Annotated in this window: 25 protein-coding genes and 1 riboswitch; of the genes, 21 read left to right on the top strand and 4 right to left on the bottom strand. The window is 39.0% G+C overall.

The genetic code is table 11. The features are described from left to right. Window positions 1–181 precede the first annotated feature (181 nt). From GHI45_RS09150 to GHI45_RS09135, 4 genes are all read left to right on the top strand, one after another. Window positions 182–1903 carry an ABC transporter ATP-binding protein gene (locus GHI45_RS09150; RefSeq protein WP_147780438.1) on the top strand — a complete coding sequence of 574 codons (1722 nt, stop codon included), beginning with the start codon at window positions 182–184 and terminating at the stop codon, window positions 1901–1903. A gap of 30 nt (window positions 1904–1933) precedes the next feature. Beyond that, window positions 1934–3907 carry an ABC transporter ATP-binding protein gene (locus tag GHI45_RS09145; RefSeq protein ID WP_305061063.1) on the top strand — a complete coding sequence of 658 codons (1974 nt, stop codon included), beginning with the start codon at window positions 1934–1936 and terminating at the stop codon, window positions 3905–3907. A 536-nt stretch (window positions 3908–4443) separates the two neighbouring features. Then, entirely contained in the window at window positions 4444–5709 is a 1266-nt protein-coding gene (locus GHI45_RS09140; protein ID WP_147780436.1) for a UDP-N-acetylglucosamine 1-carboxyvinyltransferase, read from the top strand. A gap of 84 nt (window positions 5710–5793) precedes the next feature. Next, window positions 5794–6009, top strand: coding sequence for a YdbC family protein (locus GHI45_RS09135; protein WP_147780435.1), 216 nt, complete (start codon window positions 5794–5796; stop codon window positions 6007–6009). A 24-nt stretch (window positions 6010–6033) separates the two neighbouring features. Here GHI45_RS09135 and GHI45_RS09130 read toward each other — a convergent pair whose 3' ends face one another. The 4 genes from GHI45_RS09130 to thiT form a co-directional block, all read right to left on the bottom strand. Next, window positions 6034–6390, bottom strand: a complete 357-nt coding sequence (locus GHI45_RS09130) for a DUF3397 domain-containing protein (protein WP_147780434.1) — start codon at window positions 6388–6390, stop codon at window positions 6034–6036. Between the two features lie 20 nt (window positions 6391–6410). Beyond that, the gene (locus GHI45_RS09125) at window positions 6411–6962 is read right to left on the bottom strand and encodes a biotin transporter BioY (protein WP_147780433.1); all 552 of its coding nucleotides are present in this window, start codon (window positions 6960–6962) and stop codon (window positions 6411–6413) included. A 71-nt stretch (window positions 6963–7033) separates the two neighbouring features. Then, window positions 7034–7513 carry an aminoacyl-tRNA deacylase gene (locus GHI45_RS09120; RefSeq protein WP_147780432.1) on the bottom strand — a complete coding sequence of 160 codons (480 nt, stop codon included), beginning with the start codon at window positions 7511–7513 and terminating at the stop codon, window positions 7034–7036. 89 nt (window positions 7514–7602) lie between these two features. Next, a complete protein-coding gene (gene thiT, locus GHI45_RS09115; RefSeq protein ID WP_147780431.1) occupies window positions 7603–8139 on the bottom strand; it encodes an energy-coupled thiamine transporter ThiT in 537 nt (178 codons plus the stop codon). A gap of 73 nt (window positions 8140–8212) precedes the next feature. Next, a riboswitch (TPP riboswitch) is annotated at window positions 8213–8304 on the bottom strand. 168 nt (window positions 8305–8472) lie between these two features. Between thiT and GHI45_RS09110 the strand changes: the two genes are divergently transcribed. The 17 genes from GHI45_RS09110 to GHI45_RS09030 all read left to right on the top strand — a co-directional run bounded on the left by GHI45_RS09110 (window position 8473) and on the right by GHI45_RS09030 (window position 25866). Next, window positions 8473–9189 carry a DUF975 family protein gene (locus GHI45_RS09110; RefSeq protein WP_147780430.1) on the top strand — a complete coding sequence of 239 codons (717 nt, stop codon included), beginning with the start codon at window positions 8473–8475 and terminating at the stop codon, window positions 9187–9189. Between the two features lie 505 nt (window positions 9190–9694). Continuing rightward, on the top strand, window positions 9695–10558 hold the full coding sequence (locus tag GHI45_RS09105) for a MetQ/NlpA family ABC transporter substrate-binding protein (RefSeq protein WP_147780429.1): 864 nt from the start codon (window positions 9695–9697) through the stop codon (window positions 10556–10558). Window positions 10559–10648: 90 nt separating this feature from the next. After that, window positions 10649–11515, top strand: a complete 867-nt coding sequence (locus GHI45_RS09100; RefSeq protein ID WP_147780428.1) for a MetQ/NlpA family ABC transporter substrate-binding protein — start codon at window positions 10649–10651, stop codon at window positions 11513–11515. A gap of 149 nt (window positions 11516–11664) precedes the next feature. Continuing rightward, window positions 11665–12789: a methionine ABC transporter ATP-binding protein gene (locus tag GHI45_RS09095; RefSeq protein WP_147780427.1), complete on the top strand. Its 1125-nt coding sequence runs from the start codon at window positions 11665–11667 to the stop codon at window positions 12787–12789. Continuing rightward, window positions 12786–13481, top strand: coding sequence for a methionine ABC transporter permease (locus tag GHI45_RS09090; protein ID WP_147780426.1), 696 nt, complete (start codon window positions 12786–12788; stop codon window positions 13479–13481). Before GHI45_RS09095 ends, GHI45_RS09090 begins: the two co-directional genes overlap by 4 nt. 151 nt (window positions 13482–13632) lie before the next feature. Further along, window positions 13633–13935 carry a helix-turn-helix transcriptional regulator gene (locus GHI45_RS09085; protein ID WP_147780425.1) on the top strand — a complete coding sequence of 101 codons (303 nt, stop codon included), beginning with the start codon at window positions 13633–13635 and terminating at the stop codon, window positions 13933–13935. A 90-nt stretch (window positions 13936–14025) separates the two neighbouring features. After that, the gene (locus GHI45_RS09080; RefSeq protein ID WP_147780424.1) at window positions 14026–14931 is read left to right on the top strand and encodes a LysR family transcriptional regulator; all 906 of its coding nucleotides are present in this window, start codon (window positions 14026–14028) and stop codon (window positions 14929–14931) included. Between the two features lie 114 nt (window positions 14932–15045). Further along, entirely contained in the window at window positions 15046–15825 is a 780-nt protein-coding gene (locus GHI45_RS09075) for an ABC transporter ATP-binding protein (RefSeq protein ID WP_147780423.1), read from the top strand. Then, window positions 15818–16768: an iron ABC transporter permease gene (locus GHI45_RS09070; RefSeq protein WP_147780422.1), complete on the top strand. Its 951-nt coding sequence runs from the start codon at window positions 15818–15820 to the stop codon at window positions 16766–16768. Before GHI45_RS09075 ends, GHI45_RS09070 begins: the two co-directional genes overlap by 8 nt. Beyond that, a complete protein-coding gene (locus GHI45_RS09065; RefSeq protein ID WP_147780421.1) occupies window positions 16765–17703 on the top strand; it encodes an iron ABC transporter permease in 939 nt (312 codons plus the stop codon). The genes GHI45_RS09070 and GHI45_RS09065 overlap by 4 nt, the downstream gene beginning before the upstream one ends. Window positions 17704–17744: 41 nt before the next feature. After that, window positions 17745–18683, top strand: coding sequence for an iron-hydroxamate ABC transporter substrate-binding protein (locus GHI45_RS09060; RefSeq protein ID WP_147780420.1), 939 nt, complete (start codon window positions 17745–17747; stop codon window positions 18681–18683). A 113-nt stretch (window positions 18684–18796) separates the two neighbouring features. Beyond that, window positions 18797–19489 carry a phosphoglycerate mutase gene (locus tag GHI45_RS09055; protein ID WP_147780419.1) on the top strand — a complete coding sequence of 231 codons (693 nt, stop codon included), beginning with the start codon at window positions 18797–18799 and terminating at the stop codon, window positions 19487–19489. Window positions 19490–19689: 200 nt separating this feature from the next. Further along, on the top strand, window positions 19690–21888 hold the full coding sequence (locus tag GHI45_RS09050; RefSeq protein ID WP_147780418.1) for a penicillin-binding protein 2: 2199 nt from the start codon (window positions 19690–19692) through the stop codon (window positions 21886–21888). A 91-nt stretch (window positions 21889–21979) separates the two neighbouring features. Then, window positions 21980–22576, top strand: coding sequence for a recombination mediator RecR (recR, locus tag GHI45_RS09045; protein WP_147780417.1), 597 nt, complete (start codon window positions 21980–21982; stop codon window positions 22574–22576). 211 nt (window positions 22577–22787) lie between these two features. Next, entirely contained in the window at window positions 22788–23735 is a 948-nt protein-coding gene (locus GHI45_RS09040; RefSeq protein ID WP_147780416.1) for a D-alanine--D-alanine ligase, read from the top strand. Between the two features lie 138 nt (window positions 23736–23873). Beyond that, the gene (proB, locus tag GHI45_RS09035; RefSeq protein ID WP_147780415.1) at window positions 23874–24656 is read left to right on the top strand and encodes a glutamate 5-kinase; all 783 of its coding nucleotides are present in this window, start codon (window positions 23874–23876) and stop codon (window positions 24654–24656) included. Then, window positions 24634–25866: a glutamate-5-semialdehyde dehydrogenase gene (locus GHI45_RS09030; protein ID WP_147780414.1), complete on the top strand. Its 1233-nt coding sequence runs from the start codon at window positions 24634–24636 to the stop codon at window positions 25864–25866. Before proB ends, GHI45_RS09030 begins: the two co-directional genes overlap by 23 nt. The last annotated feature ends 52 nt before the right edge of the window (window positions 25867–25918 follow it).

Genomic DNA, 25918 nt, shown 5'->3' with positions numbered 1-25918 from the left:
AAACTAAATAAAGGAAGAAAATATAAGCACTTGCTTCTCAAAAAAAATGATGATATAATAATACGATTTATCGGAATTCTGTAATGTTTTGTTAACTTTTTGCAACAAGCAGAAATCACCGACAGTTTTATTTTATACACTTCTTCCTAAAGAAAGGGAATTTATGATCTTCAAATCAATCATGAAACATAAGTGGATTGCCATTTTTTCTATTCTTTCGACAGTCCTTTATGCCGCGGTACAGCTCTATCAGCCACAAATCATGAAAAGTATTATGACGGTAATGTCATCGACGACTTATACACGCCATGAGATGTCTGATAAAATCCAAGGCTACGGAATTGAACTTCTGATCGTTGCTGCGATTGGGATAATCGGGGCTATCGCCAGTACTTTGAGTGCAGCCCGTTTGGCACAAGAAATTGGTGCGGATGTCCGCGAAGCCACTTATAAAAAAATCAACACATTTTCATATGAAAATATCGAAAATTTCAACTCAGGAAATCTGGTTGTCCGCATGACAAATGACGTCAACCAAGTCCAAAATTTGATGATGATGGTTTTCCAAATCTTAATGAGAATACCTGTCCTTTTAATCGGAGCCGTCATCCTTTCTATCACAACTCTGCCACAACTTTGGTGGGTAACTTTGCTTTTGATCGTGGCTATTGTATTGGTAACTGCCATTTTGATGGGACGCATGGGGCCTCACTTCATGGCATTCCAAAAATTAACAGATAAGATCAATGCGATTGCCAAGCAAAACTTACGTGGGGCGCGTGTTGTAAAATCATTTGTTCAGGAACAAAATCAAATCGATAGTTTTGATAAGACATCAGATGAACTTTACGATCATAACTGGGCAGTAGGGAAGCTTTTCTCTGCCATGATTCCATTGTTTACAGTTATTGGTCAAGGTGCGATTTGGTTAGGAATTTATCTTGTATCAACATTTGTGACAGATTCTACTAAAATCGCCCAAGACAGTATCGGTGGGATTGCAACATTCATGACTTACATGGGAATGATTATGTTTGCCATCATCATGGGCGGAATGATTTCAATGTTTGCCTCACGTGGGATGGTTTCTATCGGTCGTATCAATGAAGTACTGAATACAGAACCTGCCATGTCATTTGATGAAAATGCCAAAGACGAAAAATTGACAGGATCAGTTAAATTTGATCATGTTAGCTTCAATTATCCAAACGATGCTGAACCAACCTTGAAGGACATCAGTTTTGAAATTCAACCCGGTCAAATGGTCGGTATTGTTGGTGCAACAGGTGCGGGTAAATCAACACTTGCACAACTGATTCCACGTTTGTTTGACCCAACAGAAGGAACGATTTTTGTTGGAGGAAAAGACCTCAAGAGCTTGAGTCGTGGTACTTTGAAATCAAACATTTCAATCGTTTTGCAAAAGGCAATCTTGTTCTCAGGTACCATTGCAGGAAACATTAAGCAAGGGAAAGCTGACGCGACGGAAGAAGAAATCACTCGTGCAGCACGGATTGCTCAAGCTGCTGAATTTATCGAAACAAAAGATGGACAATACGAAGCTCAAGTTGAAGAACGTGGGAATAACTTCTCAGGTGGTCAAAAGCAAAGAATGTCCATTACTCGTGGGATTGTAAAAAATCCAAACGTTTTGATTTTGGACGATTCTACATCAGCTCTTGATGCAAAATCTGAAAAATTAGTCCAAGAAGCATTGGACAAAGATTTAAAAGAGACAACAACCATTATTATTGCTCAAAAGATTTCTTCTGTTGTTCATGCAGATAATATCTTGGTACTTGATCAAGGAAAATTAGTCGGTCAAGGAACACACCAAGAACTTGTTGAAACGAACAAAATTTATCAAGAAATTTATCAAACACAGAAAGCACAGGAGGACTAAGACATGGCATCAACTCAACCACAAAAGAAAATGTCTGATACCGCACGTGCGATTCGCTTTTTCTATCTTTACTTAAAGAGATACAAACTCCAATTTGTAGTCATCATGATTTTCATTATCTTGGCTACTTATTTGCAGGTTATTGCGCCATCATTGTTAGGAGATGCAGTAACCAATCTGACGAAATTTGTTGGTGATTTCTTCACTCATAAAGGGGCTGAAGGAATGAGTAAATTGTTAGATGGTTTCCAACCGATGATTTCTCAAGCCAATTTGTCAGGTTCTACTAAGTTCTCAGAAATCTTCCAAATGGCCAATCAAACAGCAAGTTCATTGCACATGACTGCGAACGAATTTAACCAAGTTTCAGGAATGACCATTGACCAAGTTACAGCGATTGCACATTCAAAACCAGCAAGTTTGACAACGTTCATGAATGGAATGTGGCAACTTCTTGCAGTTTACGTGGCAACGGGGCTTTCAATGTTGATTTACAGTTTACTCATGAGTCGGATTGTTGCACATTCAACAAATCGGATGCGTAAAGGCTTGTTTGGTAAATTGGAACGCTTGACCATTTCATATTTTGACCGTCATCAAGATGGCGATATTCTTGCACGTTTTACATCAGACTTGGATAATATTCAAAATACATTGAACCAAGCACTGGTTTCTGTTGTCTCAAATGCGGCAGTTTTCATTGGTGTCTTGATTCAGATTTTCGACAAGAATGTTACCTTCGCTTGGTTAACAGTTGCAGCGTCACCTGTTGCAATCTTGTCAGCAGTCATCATCATTCGTCAATCGAAGAAGGCTACAGATTTACAACAAGAAGAAGTTTCTCAAATGAATGCCTATATGGACGAGAAAATTTCTGGTCAAAAGGCAATTATTGTTGAAGGACTTCAAAAAGATTCAATCGATGGCTTCTTGAAACACAACGAAAACGTTAAAAAACGGACATTTGCGGCACAAGCATGGTCTGGTATGATTTTCCCACTCATGAATGGTTTCCAATTATTGAGTATTGCGATTGTTATTTTCGGTGGGACAGCTTATGTCCTCAACGATGATAAAATGGCGATTGCGACAGGACTTGGATTGATTGTTGCCTTTGTTCAATATGTTCAAACTTACTACAATCCAATCATGCAGATTTCATCTAACTTTGGTCAATTACAACTGGCAATTACGGGTGCAACTCGATTGAATGTCATGTTCGATGAACCAGAAGAAATTCGTCCAGAAAACGGGAAGAAATTTGATAAAATTAACGAAGGCGTTAAGATTGAAAATCTCGACTTTGAATACTTGCCTGGAAAACCTGTCCTTAAAAATGTCAATATTGACGTTAAAAAAGGTCAAATGGTGGCACTTGTTGGCCCAACAGGTTCAGGTAAGACAACAGTCATGAACTTGATGAACCGTTTCTATGACATCAATGGTGGTTCCATCAAATTTGACGGCACAGATATTCGAGACTTTGATTTGGATAGCTTGCGAAATAATGTCGGTATCGTACTCCAAGAATCAACTTTATTCTCAGGTACGATTGCAGATAATATTAAATTTGGTAAGCCAGAAGCTACAATGGATGAAATTATCACGGTTGCTAAGACAACACATATCCATGAGTTTATCGAAAGTCTGCCTGAAGGTTACGAAACAGTTGTCGGCGATGATGAGTCTGTATTCTCTGTTGGTCAGAAACAACAAATCTCTATTGCACGTACAATTTTGACCAATCCTGAACTTTTGATTTTGGATGAAGCAACATCGAACGTCGATACAGTCACGGAACAACAAATTCAATGGGCAATGGAAGCAGCCATTGCAGGTCGGACATCCTTTGTCATTGCTCACCGCTTGAAAACAATTCTTAATGCAGATAAGATTGTGGTTCTTAAAGATGGCGAAGTTATCGAAGAAGGAACGCACCATGAACTTGTTGAACAAGATGGATTCTATGCGGAACTCTATCATAATCAATTTGTTTTTGAATAAGGAAAAAATAAAGGCTAGCTGAGCTAGCTCTTTATTTTACGGTCAAACGCATGCGTTTGCCCTATCCTTCTCCCTAGACCACCGCCCTGCGTTGTTCGTCGGAATAAGCGTTTGTACGAATAAAGGCTAGCTGAGCTAGCTCTTTATTTTACGGTCAAACGCATGCGTTTGCCCTATCCTTCTCCCTAGATCACCGCCTTGCGTTGTTCGTCGGAATAAGCGTTTGTACGAATAAAGGCTAACTGAGCTAGCTCTTTATTTTACGGACAAACGCATGCGTTTGTCCTATCTTTCTCCCTAGACCACCGTCCTGCGCTGCTCGTCGGAATAAGAGTTTGTACGAATAAAGGCTAGCTGAGCTAGCTTTTGTTTTATCGTTAAATGTCTTGTGTAAAATGTTACTTTTAGCTTTATCTGTCAGCGCTGATATTTTATTATAATTATCTTAACTAGGAAAAATCGCTAGAAAATGATAAAATAAAGGACGGTAATTATTACAAAAATAAATGGATTAAGATTTAGAGAAAAAATTAAAGATGAGAAAAATTGTAATTAATGGTGGCAATCGGATTTCGGGTAAGGTAACGATTTCTGGTGCTAAAAATAGTGTCGTTGCCTTAATTCCGGCAACAATTTTGGCAAATGATGTGGTTACTTTGGAAGGCGTGCCGGATATTTCTGATGTAACGAGTTTAATTGACATCATGGAAGTCATGGGTGCGAAAATTGAGCGTGATGTTGAGGCTGGTGTCTTGGTAATTGATACGCGTGATGTTAAATCAATGCCGCTTCCTTATGGTAAAATCAATTCCTTGCGCGCGTCTTATTATTTCAATGGTGCTTTGCTTGGCCGTTTTGGACGTGCGACAGTTGGCCTTCCTGGAGGGTGTGATTTGGGTCCACGTCCGATTGACTTGCACATCAAGGCTTTTGAAGCGCTTGGTGCCGAGATGAGTTTCTTGGAAAATGCCATGCATCTTGAGGCTAAAAAAGACTCATTATTTGGTACAACCATCTATATGGACATGGTTTCAGTCGGTGCTACAATCAATACCATGCTTGCTGCTAGTACAGCTGAAGGCATGACAATCATTGAAAATGCTGCGCGTGAACCTGAAATTATTGATGTGGCAACTTTGTTGAATAACATGGGCGCAAAAGTTCGTGGTGCAGGGACTGATGTCATTCGAATTCAAGGAACAAAGAAACTTCACGGTGCTCGTCACACTGTCATTCCTGACCGTATCGAAGCTGGAACTTATTTAGCACTTGCGGCAGCCATTGGTGACGGTGTCATCGTTGACAATGTTATTTTTGAACATTTGGATAGTTTTATTGCCAAACTTGAAGAAATGGGCGTTCGGATGACCATTCGAGAAGACTCAATCGAAGTACATAAATCTGAAAATCTTAAAGCGGTCAATATCAAGACGGTTCCTTATCCTGGCTTTGCAACAGACCTGCAACAGCCGATTACACCGCTCCTCTTGTCAACAAATGGACGTGGCTGGATTATGGATACCATTTATGAAAAGCGGGTCAATCACGTTCCTGAAATGGCTCGAATGGGTGCAAAAATTTCTGTCATCAATGACAAAATCGTTTATGATGCTTCAAATCAATTGACAGGAACGCAAGTCAAAGCAACAGACTTACGTGCAGGTGCAGGACTTGTAGTTGCTGGGGCGATTGCTTCAGGAACAACAACCATTTCTAATATCGATTTCATTTTGCGTGGCTATGATAGTATTATCGAAAAAATGACCGCTCTTGGTGTCGATATTAAACTTATTGAGGAATAAAGAAGTGACGGACAGCATATTTTTACGTATGAGATGATGAGCGTAAAAAATCGTTCTGTCAGTAATGACAAGAAAGGAAAATTCATGGCTGATTTAAAATTTGAAATTGTCGAGCATTTGATTACATTGTCAGAAAATCCAAAAGGCTGGACAAAAGAACTGAACCGCGTGTCATGGAATGATGCAGAAGCTAAATATGACATTCGTCAATGGTCTCCAGATCATGAAAAAATGGGAAAAGGCATTACCCTCTCAAATGAAGAGTTTGCTGTTCTCTTAAAAGAATTAGGAAATAAATAAAAAAACTCGTTAAACGAGTTTTTTTTAATTCATGAAAATAACGACGATGAAACTAATATAAATAATAAAAGTAATGATAAAAGTAATCCGCCACCACAGTTTTAGGAATCTGCGGAAAACAAAATTTTTATAATATAAAAGATCAAGCATCATCAGTACGAGTGCCAGTCCGGAAATAATCAGAAAATAGTAAGGCAAAATACTGATACTGGCCAGCTGATTGGAATAAATCGATAGGCCAATCACAAGAAAAACAGTGAAGACATCAGGTATTTTGAGGCGACGATTGGTCAAATGACGCAATTTGAAATATTTAAACACGAACACAAGCACAATAAAGACCAGAAGTGGATAAAGTGCGGCAATAATCTTAGGTAACATGCTTTAATTGTAGCTGTTTTTTAGGCTTTTGTAAAGTAATTATTTGAGTTTTGAAGCGCGCGAATGACTGCAAGTCCAAAAATAGTCACAACAATCGCTTTAGCAATTTCAACAAAGAGGAAAGGGGTAACACCAATCGTAAATGCAGTTGCCCAAGAAGCACCACTAACAAATTTGAGCCAGACTGTTCCAAGCACAAGCATCACTAAATGACCTAAAATGTTGACAACAAAAGCAGGGACAAGTTGATAGTTGACACGATTTAATGCCCAAGAAATCAAGGTTCCACCGACAAGGAAGGCTAAAAGATAACCGCCAGTTGGACTAAAAAGAACAAAAATTCCAGATGTACCACCAGCAAAGACAGGAAGCCCGATAAACCCTAAAATTAAATAAAGAAAGACAGCAAAAAATGTTTCTCGTGCTTTTAAGACAGTGGCAATCAAGCCAACCGCTAAGGTTTGCAAGGTAATCGGCACAGGGCCTAATGGAAGTGTGAATGGCGAAAGCACAGCAATAATCGCTGCTCCAATCGCAATAAGTGTGAGTGAATATGTTTTAGAATTTCTCATTATTTTCCTCTTTTTGTTTGATGTATAAAATTATATAATAAAAAACGCAAGGTTACAACCAAAGCGTTTGTTTAAAGTTCTCTGAGTTCAATGAATTGGGCTTGGACGAAATCAGCCAAAAGAGAAGGGGCAATCTGAATACTGCGTCCCAGTTCGCCTGCAGAACAAACGATAAAGTCATGTTCGAGCGCTATCGTATCAATAAAAATTGGGAATTTTTTATTTTGCCAAATTCCGACAGGGTTATTTGCCCCATGAATATAACCGGTTGTTTTTTGCAGGTCTTTTTGCGGAATCATGCTCACTTTTTTATTGCCTGACGCTTTTGCTAATTTTTTTTCAGAGAGATGTTCAGTCAGAGGGAGCATACCGATGATAGGCCCAGTCTTGTCGCCGATTAAGGCCAGCGTTTTGTAGATGTCTGAACGTTCGATGCCGTCAGGAAGTGTTTTTTCTTCGAGCGCATTGATGGCAATCCCAAGGTGCTCAATCTTTGCCTTGTCTAAAATTTGTTCGACCAAAGTCTTTTTTAATTTTTGTTTTTTTGACATGGTTTTATTATACTACAAATGGATAATTTCTTGAACAATCGATTATTGAGCTATAAGCCAAATAAAAAATCTGCTTGCGCAGATTCTTTTTATTTTTTAGCAATGAATAATCCTGGTGCTGCTTTATAAATAATACCTAAAATTACAAGTGCAGCAAGCGCTGTAACGATTGCTGAAATGCCTTGCGTGATAAGGACATACAACCAGACAGACCAGCCCTTCCATGCAAATTGTCCCCAGAAAATAATTCCTGCAACAAAATGGAAGAAGTATTTAACAAAGACCCCGAGCAAGACTGCAAAAACGATCGTACTGAATTTGGCTTGCTTTTTGGTGTTGAAGAGGCCAGCGATACCTAGCGAGGCTGGCGCAACGATATATTCTAAGATTCCTTGTGGCAGACTGAGCATGGTCACTTGCCCGAGAACAATGGCCAACAATCCATAAACCAAGCCTGCTACAACTCCCCAAACAACACCGCGTCGAATGGCAAGCAGAAGCAATGGAATAACCGTAAGCTCCATATAGAAGGTTTGAGCATAATTGATTGAAAAAAGGCTCAAAATGAGGGCTAGTGCCACGAAAATTGCTGTTTCAGCAAGCGGCAAAACTTTAGAATTTGACATAAAAAAATCTCCTTGTGTACACAAAGAGGGATAAAGTAAAAATTTAAGATTTAAATTTACTTTAGAGAGAGCTGAATTTCAGCCTACACATTCCTACGCGAGCATGATCTCGATCAGGTCAGATGGTTTTTCTCACTCGCATTTGCGAGACCCATTGTGCAAATTAAATTTACCTCTATAGTCTATCATAAAAGGTCAAATAAAGCACTTTCTAAGTGCTAAAAAAAGATATTAACTAACAGGGTTTATTATTGACAAAAAACAGCAAAAATATTACAATATAAGAAAAAAATAACAAAATGATTATAATTTTGTAAATGGGGAGAAAAGGTTATGAAAAATTCAGAACTTAAACAACAAGCAAAAGCTGTCGTTTTCAAAGAGGGCTTTCGGTCAGCAGTAAAATTATTTATCGTTCCGATTGCATTCGTTATTTTGTCAGCGATTTTTAATGCCGCACAAAATGTAACACAAATCACATCAAATATGGGAACAACAAGTATTGATGTAAGTAGTGTTAATGGTGCCAACGGTTTCCAAAATCTTTTAATTCTTGTCATCGGCTTTATCGTTTCAATGGTTTCAATTTCATTGCTCTTTACGTTGATTACCATGTTCCGTCAGCAACATAAAGATGGCAGTATCGGAGACGATATGTTCCGTGTGTTCCGTCAAGATGTTTTCTTTAAAGTCTTTTGTTTACAACTGTGGAGAATTCTTTTCGTTACTTTGTGGTCTTTACTTTTTGTTATTCCTGGGATTATCAAAGCGTTCGCTTACTCACAATCAGACATGATTTTGTTTGACAAACTGGAAAACGGAACTTACAATGGTTCTCGTGAAATCATTACTGAGAGTCGTCAGATGATGAAGGGCTTCAAAGGAAATTATTTCTATATGCAACTGAGCTTCATTGGTTGGTATATCTTGGTTTCAATTACTTTTGGTTTGGTTGGACTTTATGTTATTCCATTTTATGCGGCTACTTCAGTTGCCTTTTATGAAAATGTCAAAAATCAATCACAGGTGCTTGAAGAAAATCTAGCTTAAAAAAAAGTTAAGGCATGATAAAAAAATAATAAGTTCAAGAAGCAATATTTTTGATAGAATAAGCTTATAGAGTTTATCAGATTAAAAAACAATTTGGTAAGTAACTAACAAATCAAGCACAGAGAGTTCGCGTATGGTGAGAGGGAACGGCGAGGCGTTAGTGAAAATGGCCAGATAAATGTGTATCAGTAAGCGAGTCAAGCTGGTAACGGAGTGGTTGTCGTTATTCAACCGAGAGTTGCAAATGTTAAAATGAGCTCAGAAATTCCATTTTGGTAGGACTTTTGGCCTTTATTTTAGCAAAGCTTGAATTAGAATGGTACCACGAATAGTTCGTTTCTATAATGAAACGGGCTATTTTTTTATTTCTGATAAATTCTTTCATCAAGTGCTGACAAGTGCACGGTCAGCGCTGACAAACCTATCGCAATTATAAATTAGACGCACTAAAAAAATGATTTTCAGTTAGTGCAGTAAAGAAATTAGGAATTAAGGGGAATTTTTCATGAATCCAAGAAATCGTAACATTATTATTGTTGCTATCATCGTCGTCATCGTTGCTATCGGAGCTTTTATCGGGCTTAACAATAATAAGCCAAAAACATCAGATACAAAATCAAAAGTTTTAAATGTAGGAATTATGTCAGGTATCAAGCAAGACGACATTATCTGGAAGTCTGTTTCTAAAACAGCCAAAGAAAAATACGGCATTACTTTGAAATTTACAACATTCACCGATTATAGTCAACCTAATGCAGCACTTGCTAATGGCGACATTGATGTCAATGCCTTCCAACATTATGCTTTCTTGGCAGCCTACAATAAGGCAAATGGAAATACTTTGGTTCCAGTAGGAAAAACATTTATCACACCAATCCACATTTATTCAACACAAGTCAAATCTGTTTCTGATATTGCAGATGGTGCAACTATTGCAGTACCAAATGATGCGTCAAATGAATCACGCGCCTTGTATGTCTTGCAAAGTGCTGGTTTGATTACCTTATCTGTTTCAGGAGATACGCTTGCCACAGTGAAAGACATCAAAACAAATCCTAAAAAATTGGTTGTTAAAGAATTGGACGCGTCACAAACGGCACGTTCACTTGATTCAGTTGCAGCAGCAGTCATCAATACTAACTATGCAACAGCTGCAAACTTGACATCAGATGACTCTATCTTTGCAGAACCAGTCAACGAAAACTCAGCACAATGGATTAACATCATCGCTGCTAAAAAGTCAGATAAAGACAATGAAGTCATTAAAGACTTTGTCAAAGCTTACCAATCAGACGCAACGAAAGCTGCCATCAAAGAAGCATATCCAAACGGACAAGAAATTCCAGCTTGGGATTTAGAATTAAAATAAGATTTATCAAATGAATATTAGAGTTAGTAATTGAAATCAACTTCATGTCTCTTTTTGAATTGATTTCAGATAGATTATCGGGGGAAATCTATGAATCCAAAGAAAAGAAATACCATTATTGGCGCGATTGCGCTTTTGATCATCGCTGTTATTGCATACATTGGCTTGGGACACAAGTCAACCGAAGCTTCGGCAGTGGATACTAAAGTTGTCAAAGTTGGCATTATGAGCGGGAACAAGCAAGAACAGGAAATTTGGAAAACCGTCTCAAAAACAGCTAAAGATGATTATGGTTTGACGCTCAAATTTGTTTATTTTACAGATTATAGTCAGCCAAATGAAGCCTTGATTTCAGGTGATGTTGATGTCAATGCTTTCCAGTCTTACAATTATGCTAAAAACTGGAATAATGCACACAAAGATACAGAGATTGCCTCAGTGGGAGACACATTTATCACACCAATGCACGTTTATTCTAAGAAGATTACAGATTTGTCAGAGCTGACAGACGGTGATACTGTTGCCATTCCAAATGACACGGTCAATGAAACACGCGCTCTCTTTGTTTTGCAAAGTGCAGGTGTTTTGAAACTCAACACGATGGATAACAGCAAGCTGGTTGGTGTCAATGATATTGTTTCAAATCCAAAAAATTTGAAAATCAAAGAAGTTGATGCCAGTCAAACGGCGCGTGCATTGGATTCTGTTACAATTTCTGTTGTCAATTATAATTATGCGACAGCAGCAGGGCTTCTAAAGAGTGAATCGATTTATCTTGAACCAATCACAAAAGACTCTAAGCAATACATCAATTTCATTGCCACAACAAGCAAAGAAAAAGACAATAAAATTTACAAACAAGTGGCAAAAGCTTATGCTAATGAAGCAACAGCTAAAGCAATGGAAGTTCAGTACCCAGATGGTGGAGAACGTCCAGCTTGGGATTTGAAATTTTAAACGCTAGAAATTCTCGCCTTGCGAGATTTTCTGTCAGCACTGACAAGTCACATGAAAACAAACTTACTTTAAATTTATGAGTGAGAATAATATCGTGTAGAATAGAGATTGTCTGTGCGGGCAGAGAATGAAGAATTAAAGGAAAAAATATGACAAATATCATTGAATTAAACAATCTAACGGTTTCCTTTTCAGGAAAACAAACCAATCATACGCTGATTACGGCGGTTTCAGATGCGACATTGCATGTTGAAAAAGGCGATATTTACGGCGTTATTGGGTATTCGGGTGCAGGTAAATCAACCTTGGTGCGTACCATTAACCTCTTGCAAAAACCGACAACAGGTCAAATTATTGTCAATGGCGAAACAATTTTTGACAGTGAAAATCCAGTTAAACTTTCAGGAAGCAAATTGCGCGCTTTCCGTCAAAAAATCGGGATGATTTTTCAACATTTCAACCTCTTGTCAGAAAAGACCGTTTTTGCAAACGTGGCGTTTGCATTGCAACACACGCAAATTGAAGACGAAAAAACGGGTAAATTGCGTTATTTGACGGGCAATGAAAAGAAAGAAAAAGTTGAAAACTTGTTGGCGCTGGTCGAATTGACTGATTTGGCTAAAAAATATCCAGCTCAACTGTCTGGTGGACAAAAACAAAGGGTTGCGATTGCGAGAGCACTTGCCAATGACCCTGAAATTTTGATTTCTGATGAAGGAACGTCAGCACTTGATCCAAAGACGACCAACCAAATTCTTGATTTGCTCAAAGATTTGCACGATCGTTTGGGCTTGACCATCGTTTTGATTACGCATGAAATGCAAGTCGTTAAAGAAATTGCCAATAAAGTAGCGGTCATGCAAAATGGAGTTATCATTGAACAAAATTCATTGATTGATATTTTTGCAGATCCAAAAGAAAAATTAACCAAACAGTTTATCGAAACAACATCGTCTGTCAATCGTTTTATCGCTGGGCTTTCCAAAACAAAATTATTACAGATTTTGTCTGAAGACGAAGAACTCATCCATTTGGATTATGCCTCATCAGAACTTGAAGATCCTGTCATCTCTGACATCACCAAAAAATTCGATGTGACAACCAATATTTATTACGGCAATGTGGAATTGTTGCAACAACAACCATTTGGCTCACTGGTCTTCACATTGAAGGGTTCTAACGAGCAAAGAGCCGCCGCTAAAAATTATTTTGCAGAAAAAAATCTGAAATTCAACGTTTTGGGTTCGATTAAAGAAGAAGGAGAAAAAGAATGATTGAATGGTTTAATCACGTATTTCCAAACGTTGCTTATTTGGGTTGGGGAGGCGAAACAGGCTGGGGAACAGCCATTGCTGATACGCTTTATATGACTTTTGTTTCTGCCATTATCGGTGGGATTTTGGGCTTGATTTTTGGGATTGTCGTCGTTGTCACTGCTGACAACGGGATTACACCCAATAAAGTTGTCTTTTGGATTTTTGACAAGGTTATTTCGATTGGTCGTGCCATTCCTTTCATCATTTTGCTTGCTGTCCTTGCTCCAGTGACGAAACAAATTGTCGGCACGCAAATCGGAACAACAGCTGCACTCGTTTCACTTTCTTTAGGAGTAGCGCCATTTTATGCCCGTCAAGTTCAAGCCTCGCTTGAGTCGGTTGACCCTGGAAAAATTGAAGCAGCGCAAACCGTTGGTGCAGACTTTATTGATATTGTATTTACCGTATATTTGCGTGAAGAATTATCGAATTTAATCCGAGTTTCCACAGTAACTGTGATTTCATTGATTGGCTTGACAGCAATGGCTGGTGCTGTTGGTGCAGGTGGTCTTGGAAATACTGCAATTTCTTATGGTTATAATCGATTTTTCAATGATGTCACTTGGGTGGCAACTATTTTGATCCTGATTTTTGTCTTACTTGTTCAATTTATCGGAGACTTTCTCGCAAAAAAAGCATCGCATCGTTAAGTAATGAAAGCATTTCTGGGAAATGCTTTTTTTGTGAATGAAAGTAATTTTTTGATTATGGATACCTTGCAAAATTTGCCAAAAGATGATTTAATAGAGCTATGTAAAACAAGCTTTACAGCTTTTAGAAAATGAACAGTGAGGAGAAGAATTGGAAAATAAAATTCGTGAACTACGCCGCTTAAATCATCTTTCTCAAGAAGATGTTGCTCATATTGCACACGTCAGCCGTCAAACCATCAATGCCATTGAAAATGATAAATATGATCCAGAATTAACATTGGCTTTCAAACTTGCCGAAATACTCAATACAAAAGTGGACGATTTATTCAATTACCGCCAATCCGTTGCTCAACGTAAGGAGAGTACTGTCTATTGGTGTGAAAAATATCAATGCGTTCTCTTGAAAAGAGCAGGTGTTGAGAAGAAGACTGTTGAAAAAGCAAAAATGTGATTTGAATACAAAATTATAGAAAAAAAGTGTATAATTCGACTATATGCTTTTTTATTTATGAGAGCAAAGATTGGCAAAATGGAGGAAGTTATGAACATCAAACAACTGCGCTATGTGGTAGCTATCGCAAACAGTGGGACTTTTCGTGAAGCAAGCGAACAGCTTTTTGTGAGCCAACCTGCCATGTCCATCGCAATTAAGGATTTGGAGCGTGAGCTTGATTTTCAAATATTTGAAAGAACCAACACAGGAACCAGCCTGACGATTGAGGGGGAACGTTTCTATGAGCATGCGCAATCGGTCTTGCGAAACTTTGAAAGTTTTGAAGCACGTTTTTCTAAACCAAAAGAGTCCGATCGTACTTTCTCTGTTGCCAGCCAACATTATGATTTTCTAGCTCCCGTTGGAGTTGATTTTGCCAAGAAAAATCCTGAAATCAAGAATTTCCGTATCTTTGAGTCAACGACTTACAGTATTTTGCAAGAAGTAGCACAAGGCCATAGTGAGCTGGGCATTGTTTATCTCAACAAGCACAATCGTGCGGGAATTATTCGAATGCTGGACAAATTAGAACTTGAATACGAAGAATTATTTTTGTCTCAAACACACATTTATCTGCGAAAAGATCATCCATTAGCCAAGAAATCAGCAATCAATGAAAAAGATTTGAAGCCACTCGATCGCGTGCGGTTCACTCAAGAAAATGAACAATTTCTATACTATTCGGAAGATTTGGTTGAAACTTTTGAAAATACATTCATCTATAACACGACAGATCGTGCAACATTAAATGGTATCTTAGAAAGAACCGACGCTTACGCGACAGGACTTGGCTTTATTGATGAAGAGAGTGTGAGTAATATTACGGTTGTCCCAATGGATGGCGACAACGGCAATAGCTTAATCTTAGTCAAGCATCGCGGACATTTACTGAGCAATGCAGCGACTTCTTACAAGCGAAGTTTAGAAGTTTACTTTGAAAATAATAAGTTTTAAATAAAAAATTCACATTAATATGTGAATTTTTTAATTTATTCTTGTCATTGAAAAAAATTTGTGGCATAATAGAAAATGTAAAAACAATTTGACATTTTACGAAAGGAATGAATAATGTATTTTGGTGCGAAGGATTTATGTGTTTATTACGATAAAAAATTGGCACTCGAACATGCTTCTTTTGAAATTGAAAAAGGAAAAACGACTGCAATCGTTGGTATAAATGGCTCTGGCAAATCCACCATTTTACGCGCGATGGGTCGTTTGCTTAAGTATAAAGGCGATATTTTTTATGATGAAAAGCCTTTGTCAGCTCTGACAAATCTTGAAATTGCTCAAAAAATCGCCCTTTTACCTCAATCAGCTCTTGCACCAAGTGATATTTCGGTTTACGAATTGGTCAGCATGGGCCGGTTTCCGCATCAAAAACGCCTGCAACAAGGCTTGTCGAAAGTAGATCGGCAAGTGATTGAACAGGTCATGCGCGAAACGGACATTTGGGAAATGCGCGATGAACGAGTAGCAGAACTTTCTGGCGGACAGCGTCAGCGGGTCTTTATCACAATGATTTTGGCTCAAGATAGCGATATTATTTTGCTTGATGAACCGACAACTTATCTTGATTTGGTTCATCAACTTGATATTTTAAGTTTGCTCAAAGCATTCGTTGACAAATTTGGCAAAACAGTGGTTTATGTCATTCACGACCTTAATCATGCTGCCCGCTTTGCTGACAATTTGATTTTGGTGAAAGACGGAAAAATCGTTGATACAGGCACTGTTGAGCAGTTATTTACGACGGAACAATTAAGAAATTGCTTTGGCTTAGAAGTAACTTTAGGTTGTGATACTTATACCAAGAGCCTGATGATAACTGGGGTAAAAAATGCGTAAAATTCGGTTTATCAGTTGGGTGGCTGGCTTGACACTTGTGATAGTGGTCTTGTCAGTGCTTTATTTAATGCTTGGGGATAAAAATTATCCGCTGTCAGCTCTGACAACAAATCCTATTGTCCTGCAGCTGCGCTTACCAAGACTGATGAGTCTCTTTTTAGCAGGCTTTTTATTGTCAGTCAGTGGCTTTTTGGTGCAGTTGATGACAAGAAATCCCATTGCTGAAATGTCCACATTGGGAATTTCAGGTGGTGCAAGTGTTGGTTTAGCAATACTCTTGGCATTTGGCTTTTCAACAGATGCAGCCATTTCGGCAGGTTTAGCGTCAATCATGGCATTTGTTTCTTTATTCATTGTCATGATTTTGACAGCACGAACGCATTTTCAACCGCTTAAAGTAGCACTTGTTGGGACATCAGTAGGCCTATTTGCGACCAGTTTAGCCAGTGCCATCACTTTTGCTAAACACGATTCGCAAGCCTATTTTTTGTGGATTGTTGGGTCATTTTCAGGGGTGACAACTGAAAAAGTAAAGCTTTTGGCAGTAACAGTTGTGCTTTTTCTTCTGATTCTCTTTTTTTATGGCAGCAGATTAAAAATGCTAGCTTTGGGAGATGATTTAGCAAAATCACTCGGCGTTTCTGTCAATCAAGTGCGTTTTGTAGTCATGGTCATGGTGGCAATCGCGTCTGGTGTGACCGTATCTTCGGTCGGTGTCATCAGCTTTGTGGGCTTAATTGCACCACATATAGCAAAGAAACTGACCAAAAGTAATTTTTGGCAAACTGTTGTTTTGTCAGTGCTGACAGCCATTATCTTACTTGTTTTTGCAGATTTGCTGGCAAGGAATTTATTTAAGCCTTACGAATTTCCGGCAGGATCTTTGACCATGCTTATCGGCGCACCATTTTTCATCTGGGTGATTAGTCAGGAGGCAAAATGAAAAAGAAATTGATTTTATTACTTTTTATATTGGCGCTTCTGATAGCCGTTGATTTAACGCAATTTTCGACAAACACGCAAATCCTTGCTCTGCTTATTCCCCTCTTTCGTCTGCCACGGCTGATTATTTTACTTGCCGCAGGTATTGCTTTATCGCTGGCTGGATTGATTATCCAAACGATTACTGATAATCCGTTGGCGGACAGTTCGACAATTGGTATCACATCAGGTGCGAGTGCGGGAACAGTCATTTTCTTCCTTATTGCTTCACATTTTAGCTTAAGTGGACTTTGGAATTTCTCCTATCCCATTTTTGCAATCGTCGGTGCCATTTTAGCATTTGCCATGATTTATGTGTTTGCACTAAGAAAAAATGTCAGCAATGTCAGAGTTCTGCTCACAGGGATTGCTGTGACTTCATTCTTTCAATCTATCATTACCATTGCGCAGCTATCAGTCAATCAATTTGATTTTCAACAGGTGGCTGTCTGGTTGTCTGGAGATGTCTGGCAAACGGATTCGAGTTATATCACTTTGGTTTTAATTTTGTTGCTGCTAGGACTAATGGTTTTCCCATTTTTCATCAAACAATTGGAATTATTATCATTAGGTGAAGAATTGGCATTGTCTCTAGGACTAAATGTGAAACGGGTCAAAATTCAGCTCTATTTACTGGCACTTTATTATGCCGTAATTGGCGTTCTCGTGATAGGCGGATTGGCTTTTGTAGGCTTGATTGCGCCACATATTGCAAGAGAACTTGGCGGTTTCAAACTCAAAAAGCGAATTCCATTTGCTGTCTTGAGCGGCATGATTATTCTCGTTTTCGCAAACATTGTATCTCAGCTCATCATTGCACCATCTAGCTTGCCATTAGGCTTTGTTGTAGCATTTATTGGGGCACCATATTACATTTATCTCATTCAAAAAATATAATTAGCCTTGGCTAATCCATTCACAAGATATAGGAGTATCTCATGAAAAAAACATTAACCTCACTTGTTGCGCTTGGCGCACTTTTCACACTTGCAGCTTGTGGCTCATCAAGCCAAGACACAAAAAAATCGACTGAACCAACGACAAAGACTTTCCATGCGCTTAATGGCGATGTTAAAGTGCCAACACACCCAAAACGTATTGCCGTTCAAAACTATCCTGACGAAGTTGCCTCTATCGGTGGAAATGTTGTCGGGACAGATTCTTGGGCATATCCAAACCCATTCTTGTCAAAAGAACAAAAGAAAAACATGGTTGACTTGGGCTCTCCAAAATTCAACATTGAAAAATTGACTGCGCAAAATCCAGATTTGATTATCACCGTTGACAAAGACCAAGTTGCAGATCATCAAAAAATTGCGCCAACAGTACTTGTTAATTATCAAGAATTGTCAACAATGGATAAATCATTGGATTACTTCGCTGAATTGCTCAACATGGAAGACGGCAAAGATAAATTCTTGAAATCATTCAAGAAAGAATCTAAAAAAGAAGTAGCTAAACTTAAAGATGCAGGAATTGACCCATCTAAAAAAACAATTTCGATTTTGGAATTACAAGGCAATAAAATTTATGCCTACGGAAGTAATTTTGGCCGCGGAGGTCAAGCTTTGACAACAGGCCTTGGTTTCAAACAATCTGAAAAAATGACTGCTCTCACAAATGGAACAGGTTATGCCGAAGTCAGTGCCGAAAGCTTGGCAGAATTTGATGCGGACTACATTTTCGTTGACTTTGCAAGCACAGATAAGGCACAATATGAAGCCCTCCAAAAAAATCCAGTATGGACAAAAATGAAAGCTGTTAAAGAAGGACATGTCATCACAATGGACTACAACAAGGTTTATTTCTACTCAGGTCCAACAGCAACCGAGAAAGAGCTTTCATTGTACACTGACGCGATTTTGAAAGAAAACTAATTTAGAAAACGTGAATAAAACAAGTCTCTTGTTGGTTTCATCACTAGATTAAAATGAAAAAATAGTGTAAAATAGATATTGTAAAAAATATAACAATTTGGAGAAAAATACACATGCCAAAATTAGTATTCGCCCGTCACGGACAATCTGAATGGAACCTTGCTAACCTTTTCACTGGTTGGGCAGACGTTGATTTGTCTGAAGAAGGTACTCAACAAGCCATCAACGCTGGTAAACTCATCAAAGAAGCTGGAATTGAATTTGATATTGCATACACTTCAGTATTGAAACGTGCAATCAAGACAACAAACCTTGCGCTTGAATATTCAGACCAACTCTGGGTACCAGTTGTTAAATCTTGGCGTTTGAACGAACGTCACTACGGTGGTTTGACTGGCTTGAACAAAGCTGACGCCGCTGTTAAATATGGTGACGATCAAGTTCACATCTGGCGTCGTAGCTACGATGTATTGCCTCCTGCAATGGCCCACGATGATCAATACACTGCTCACGGAGACCGTCGTTACGCTGGTCTTGAAGATTCACGTATTCCTGATGGTGAAAACCTCAAAGTTACTTTGGAACGCGCACTTCCATTCTGGGAAGATGAAATCGCTCCAGCTTTGAAATCAGGTAAGACAGTATTCGTTGGTGCACACGGTAACTCAATTCGTGCCCTCGTTAAACAAATCAAACACTTGTCAGATGACGAAATCATGGGTGTTGAAATCCCTAACTTCCCACCACTTGTATTTGAATTCGATGACGAACTCAACGTTACAGCTGAATATTACCTCGGTAAATAATCAATGAAAAATGCATTTCCTTTTTTGAGGGAAGCATTTTTTTTGCATTTCTTTTGAAAAATACGGTCAGCACTGATAAAATTAATATAAATTCCCTTAAACAAAACTTACGAAATGTAGGCGAGAAAAAATGAGCGGTTTGTGGTAAAATAATAAGGTAAAACACAATTCTATGGGATAGCAGATTTATTGGAGATAAAATGCCAAAAATAACACGTAATAAACGCGAAAATAAAGAAACAAACGAACAATCAAGCGAACTTGAATTTAAAAAGAAATTATCCAGAAAATCAAATCGGGTCGGCTCAATTCCAAAGCGAGTGAATATCTTATTCTTCGTCATTTTTGTGCTGTTTATGATTTTGATTGTCAAACTCTACGACATGCAAGTACTTAATCGCAGCTTTTATGCGGATAAATTAAGTGGTGTTGGATCAAATGTAACCATCGTACAAGGCGCTCCGCGTGGGAATATTTATGATGCGGCTGGCCAACCCCTTGCTACAACGGTTGCTGTGGAAGCTGTCAAATACACTCGTGGGCAAAATGTTACCGCAGCTGAAATGCGCAATGTAGCAGACCAATTATCAACCTTAATTTCGACAAGTTCGAGCACGACAACACTAACCACACGTGATAAAAAAGACTATTATTTAGCAGATGCAAAAAATCTTGCCAAAATTACCGCAAGTTTGACCGATAAAGAAACGAAAGACAAGAATGGAAATAGTTTGTCTGGCTCTGATATTTATAAAGTTCAGTTGTCAAAAGTGACAGATGCAGACATCAATTTTAATGCACAACAAACTTTTGCTGCACAATTATTCAAAAAAATAAATGGGACATCAACTTTCCACACCACCATCATTGCTATTGGCGATATTTCTGCGGAGCAACAAGCTGCGATTGCAGAACGTGAGAGCGATTTACCGGGGATTTCGGTTAGCACAAGTTGGGATCGCTCATACGCCTCAAATTCACTGAGTACATTGGTCGGAAGTGTTAGTAGTCAACAAGCTGGACTTCCAGCAGAAGAAGCCGCAGCCTATCTGAAAAAAGGCTATCAATCTAACGACCGTGTCGGAACTTCTTATCTTGAAAAAGGGTATGAAGAATACCTCCAAGGAACGCATGAAATCAGCAAAGTTGTCATTGATAAGAGTGGAAATGTTACTGGAACAAAAGTTGTTCAAGAAGGTAAAAAGGGTGACGATATCAAACTTACGGTGGATTTGAATTTCCAAACGCAAGTCGATAATATCATCAAAACACAAATGCAAACCGCCGTTTCTCAAGGTTATGCGACTTACTCAAATGGTGCTTATGCAGTTGTCATGAACCCTAAAACTGGCGCAATCCTTGCCATGTCTGGCTTTGAACGTGACCCAGCCACAGGAACATTAACTCCTGCGACCATCAATACATTTACGCAAACCTTCCTTCCAGGATCTGTTGTGAAACCAGCCACATTGACGACTGGTTGGAGCTTGGGTGCCATTACTGGTAATCAGACTTTCACAGCGCAAGCCATCAATATTGCGGGATCAAACCCAATCAAAGACGTTTGGGGAGATACAAACCCATTTGCAATCACTGCGGTTCAAGCACTTCAGTATTCATCAAATACTTATATGACGCAAGTTGCACTTGCCATGTTGGGTCAAAGTTATTCATCAGGTATGCAACTCTCAACAAGTAAAGTAACTTCTACATGGGATGCTTATCGTAAAATCTACGGTCAATATGGTTTGGGAACAGATGTTGGCTTTGATATTCCAGGGGCGACAACAGGCTTCTTAGGTAGCACAACAGATGCAACCAATGCCCTGTTTGAGTCATTCGGTCAGTACGACCAATTCTCACCATTGCAGTTGGCAGTTTATGCGTCAACTATTGCAAATGGTGGAACACGAATTACACCACATATTGTTGAAGGCGTTTATACAAGCAATGCTAACGGGACAACAGGTTCATTAGTTAAGAAAATTGAAACGACAACTAAAGATAAGGTTGATATTTCATCATCTGATATGGACATTTTGCACCAAGGGATGTACGCAGTAACACATGGTACAGACTCGTTGACGACAGGTCTTCGGATTCAAAATGGCGTGACTCAAAGCATTTCTGGTAAGACAGGGACAGCCGAAACCATCGCTGTAGATGCCAATGGCAACACCATGTATGGTGCAGACGGTAAGACACCAATCAAGACCACGGTATCAAATACCATTTCATTTGCGCCATCAGATGACCCTGATATTGCCGTAGCAGTCATGGTTCCTCATACTTCAACAGTCAATGGAGCAACTGCTGGTATTGGTCAGTTGATTGCAAACGAAATTTACAAATTATACTTTGGAAATCAGACCTTCCAAAATGAAAATACAGCCAACTAAAATCAAAATATTCGACCATTTCGATGGTCGAATATTGATTATTTTGACTAGTAAACAGTAAGAGAAGAAAAAGAAACATGAAGGAGTGCGGATGTATTATCCAGAACCTATTGCAAAGCTGATTGAGTCCTTTTCAAAATTGCCAGGAATTGGCCAGAAAACGGCGACAAGGCTTGCTTTTTATACGATTGGTATGGACGACCAATCGGTTAATGAATTTGCAAAAAATTTACTTTCAGCCAAACGAGATTTGCATTTTTGCTCGATTTGTGGCAATTTAACAGAAACTGACCCTTGTGGGATTTGTTCCGACCCAACGCGAGACAAGTCAATCATTCTCGTGGTTGAAGAGCCAAAAGACGTTTTGGCAATGGAAAAAATTCGGGAATATCGTGGTCTTTATCATGTTTTACATGGAACAATTAGCCCAATGAATGGGATTTCTCCAGATGAAATCAATGTCAAGTCTTTGATTACGCGTTTGATGGATAGCACCGTGAGCGAAATTATCATTGCGACCAATGCAACATCAGATGGAGAAGCGACTGCCATGTATTTAGCACGGATGATTAAGCCTGCCGGCATTAAAGTGACACGTTTGGCACGCGGACTTGCTGTAGGGTCAGATATTGAATATGCCGATGAGGTCACCTTGTCCAAAGCAGTCGAAAATCGATTGGAATTGTAAAAATCAAAATATTTTTGAGACCAAAACGTTAAATTCAAAACTTCAAATTCAAACTTAAAAATGATAAAATAGACTAAAACCATTTGCAACAAATTGTTTATGATAAAAATGGTTTGGCTATGGTTAAACAGGATAGAACAATTTTCTAAAGAAGAAAAGCATAAAAAGGAGTCTGTCAGTCCTTACAGAAGTTGGGCTGACAAAAAATAAGATGAACATTATTGTATTATTTGGCGGTTTAAGCCCAGAAGCAGAGGTTTCTGCCTCATCTGCACAACAAATTTCTGAGCATTTGGAAAAAAATGGCCATCAGCTTGTTAGCTTGAACTTGATTGGGCAATACCCAGCTTTTGCGACATTTGATGACTTGCTTGCGGCAAAAGCAGACCTTGCTGCTGTCAGCACTGACAAATCAGTTGAAATCACCGAAAATACCTTGAAACTTGCCAAATTGGCAGATATTTGTTTTTTGGCAACGCACGGTGGCATTGGCGAAAATGGCCAACTGCAAGCCTTGCTTGAGCTGAACAAGATTAAATTTACGGGTAACCGTTTCTTGAGCACTGGTGTTGCGATGGATAAATCACTCACTAAAAAACTCATGGCTGCCGAAAAAGTGGGCGTTGCGAAAGAATATGAAGTTGATGAAGTGACGGAAGCAGCCTTTCCAATCGTTGTCAAACCCAACGCTTCAGGTTCAAGTATTGGCGTGTCATTTCCTGCAAATATGGAAGAATTCAAGGCACTAGATTTGGAAGATGTCTTGATTGAACAACAACTTTTTGGGCGTGAATTTTCAGTAGGTGTAGTTGATGGCGTTGCCCTTCCGCCGATTGAAATTGTTGCCACAGAAGGTTTTTATGACTATCGTGCAAAATATAATCCTGGTTTCGTTCAAGAAATTTGTCCAGCTGACATTACGCCTACTGTTGATGCTAAACTCCGCCAAGCAGCAGAATACTGTCATAAACAAATTGGCTTTGAAGTTTATTCACGTGCTGAATTTATCGTTGACGCCAACGAAAATATTTGGTTCATCGAGTCAAATTCAATTCCAGGGATGACACCAATGAGCCTCTTGCCCCAAGAAGCTGCCGTTGTCGGAATGGATTATACACAACTCTGCGAAAAACTCATTGCTTTAAGCATGAAATATTAATCAAAAAGCTGTCAGCACTGACAGCTTTTTTTATGTTTAACAGTTGGGAAAAACTGCAGAATTGCTTGATTTCTGCTATAATATATAAAACTCATCTTGAGTTGTGAAGAAGTAGCAAAAATAAAGAATGTGAACGATATGAGAAATTTAGAAAACATCAATCGAATGGTCATTAAAGTCGGGACAAGTACCTTGACTTACGAAAATGGGAGCTTAAATTTACGCCGCATCGAACAATTAGCGCGCTTGATTTCTGATTTACAAAATTCGGGAAAGCACATTGTTTTGGTCAGCTCTGGCGCAATCGGCGTGGGTGCTCAAAAATTAGGAATGGATCATCGGCCGACAACTGTCAAGGAAAAGCAGGCAGCTGCAGCGATTGGTCAAGCTCAACTGATGGAAATTTACGACGAATTCTTCCGCCAATATAACCAGTTGATTGGTCAAGTTCTCTTGACACATCTTGTCTTGACGGACAAAAAAATGCACGACAATGCAGTCAATACTTTTCAGACCTTACTTGAATTCAATGTCATTCCGATTGTCAACGAAAACGATACTGTTGTAACTGACGAAATCCTCTTTGGCGACAATGATACCTTGTCAGCGCATATTGCAAATATGGTCAAAGCTGACATGTTGGTCATGCTGACAGATATTGATGGACTCTATGACATGAACCCTAACGAAAATCCAGATGCCCGGTTAATCAGAGAAATTCCTGTCATTACTGACCAAGTAAGAGAAATGGCTGGCGGGGTGTCTTCTAACCGCGGTACTGGCGGTATGGCAACGAAACTCCTTGCTGCACAAATTGCACAGCAATCAAAAACACGAACGGTTATCATGAATGGCGCAGATCCAAGCAAAATTTACAATTTATTAGAAGGAGAAGAAATTGGAACATATTTCGATTGTTGAACAAGCAAAAGCGGCTAAAAAAGCCAGCACTATTTTGGCCAATACATCAATTACACAGCGCAATGCAGCACTACTTGCCATCGCAGATAGCTTAGAAGCAAATCTTGAGAGCATCCTTGCTGCAAATGCCAAAGACATGGCTGCTTCAAAAAAAACAGCCATGCGCGATCGCCTCATGCTCAATGAACAAAGAATTTCCGACATGGCGCAAGCAGCTAGAAAGTTGACCGCTCTGCCAGATATTTTGGGAAATGTTGATCAAATGTGGCAACGGCCAAACGGTCTTAAAATTGGACAGCAACGCGTGCCTTTAGGACTTATTGGCATCATTTACGAGGCAAGACCAAATGTGACTGTTGATGCAGCTGTTTTGTGCTTAAAATCAGGAAACGCCTGCCTTTTACGTGGGGGAAGTGATGCTTTGCATTCAAATCTTGAACTTGCTCGTCTAATGAAACAAGCCCTTCAAACTGCTGGTTTACCTGAGGCTTGTGTCGAAGTCGTGGCAGATCCGTCACGCGAGACAGCAACACAAATGATGAAATTAAATACTTATCTTGACGTTTTAATTCCTCGAGGTGGTGCAGGTCTGATAAAAACAGTTGTGGAAAATTCAACCGTTCCAGTTATCGAGACAGGTTCTGGAAATTGTCATGTTTATATCGACGAATTTGCTGATTTAGAAATGGGGCTTGACGTTTTATGGAATGCCAAGACGCAACGCCCATCTGTCTGCAATGCCTGCGAAAGTTTGGTGGTTCATGAGAAAGTCGCAAAAGAATTTCTACAGATGTTGGCACAAAAAAACAATACAGTTGAGCTTCGAGGTGATGAACGCACGCAGTCTATCATTGACTGCACGCCAGCTACAGAAGAAGATTTTTATACAGAATACAATGATTTGATTTTGTCCATCAAGATTGTGGACAGTATCGAGGAAGCGATTGAACATATCAACACGCACAGTACCAAGCATTCTGAAAGCATCATCACAAAAGACTATGCTAATAGTCAAAAATTCTTGCAAGAAATCAGTTCAGCGGCTGTCTATATCAATGCCTCTACCCGGTTTACAGACGGTTTTGAATTCGGATTTGGCGCAGAAATTGGTATCAGCACCCAAAAGCTTCATGCACGTGGGCCTATGGGATTGTCAGCACTGACAACGACCAAATATATCATTTATGGTAATGGCCAAATTAGACAATAAAAAAGAATGAAATCTGTCAGCACTGACAGATTTTTTTTGTACAAAAAGTGAT

This window comes from Lactococcus sp. dk101 (assembly GCF_009601055.1).
Classification (GTDB): Bacteria; Bacillota; Bacilli; order Lactobacillales; family Streptococcaceae; genus Lactococcus.
Note: the sequence above shows the minus strand (reverse complement) of the source record. Positions and strands in the feature narration are given on the sequence as shown.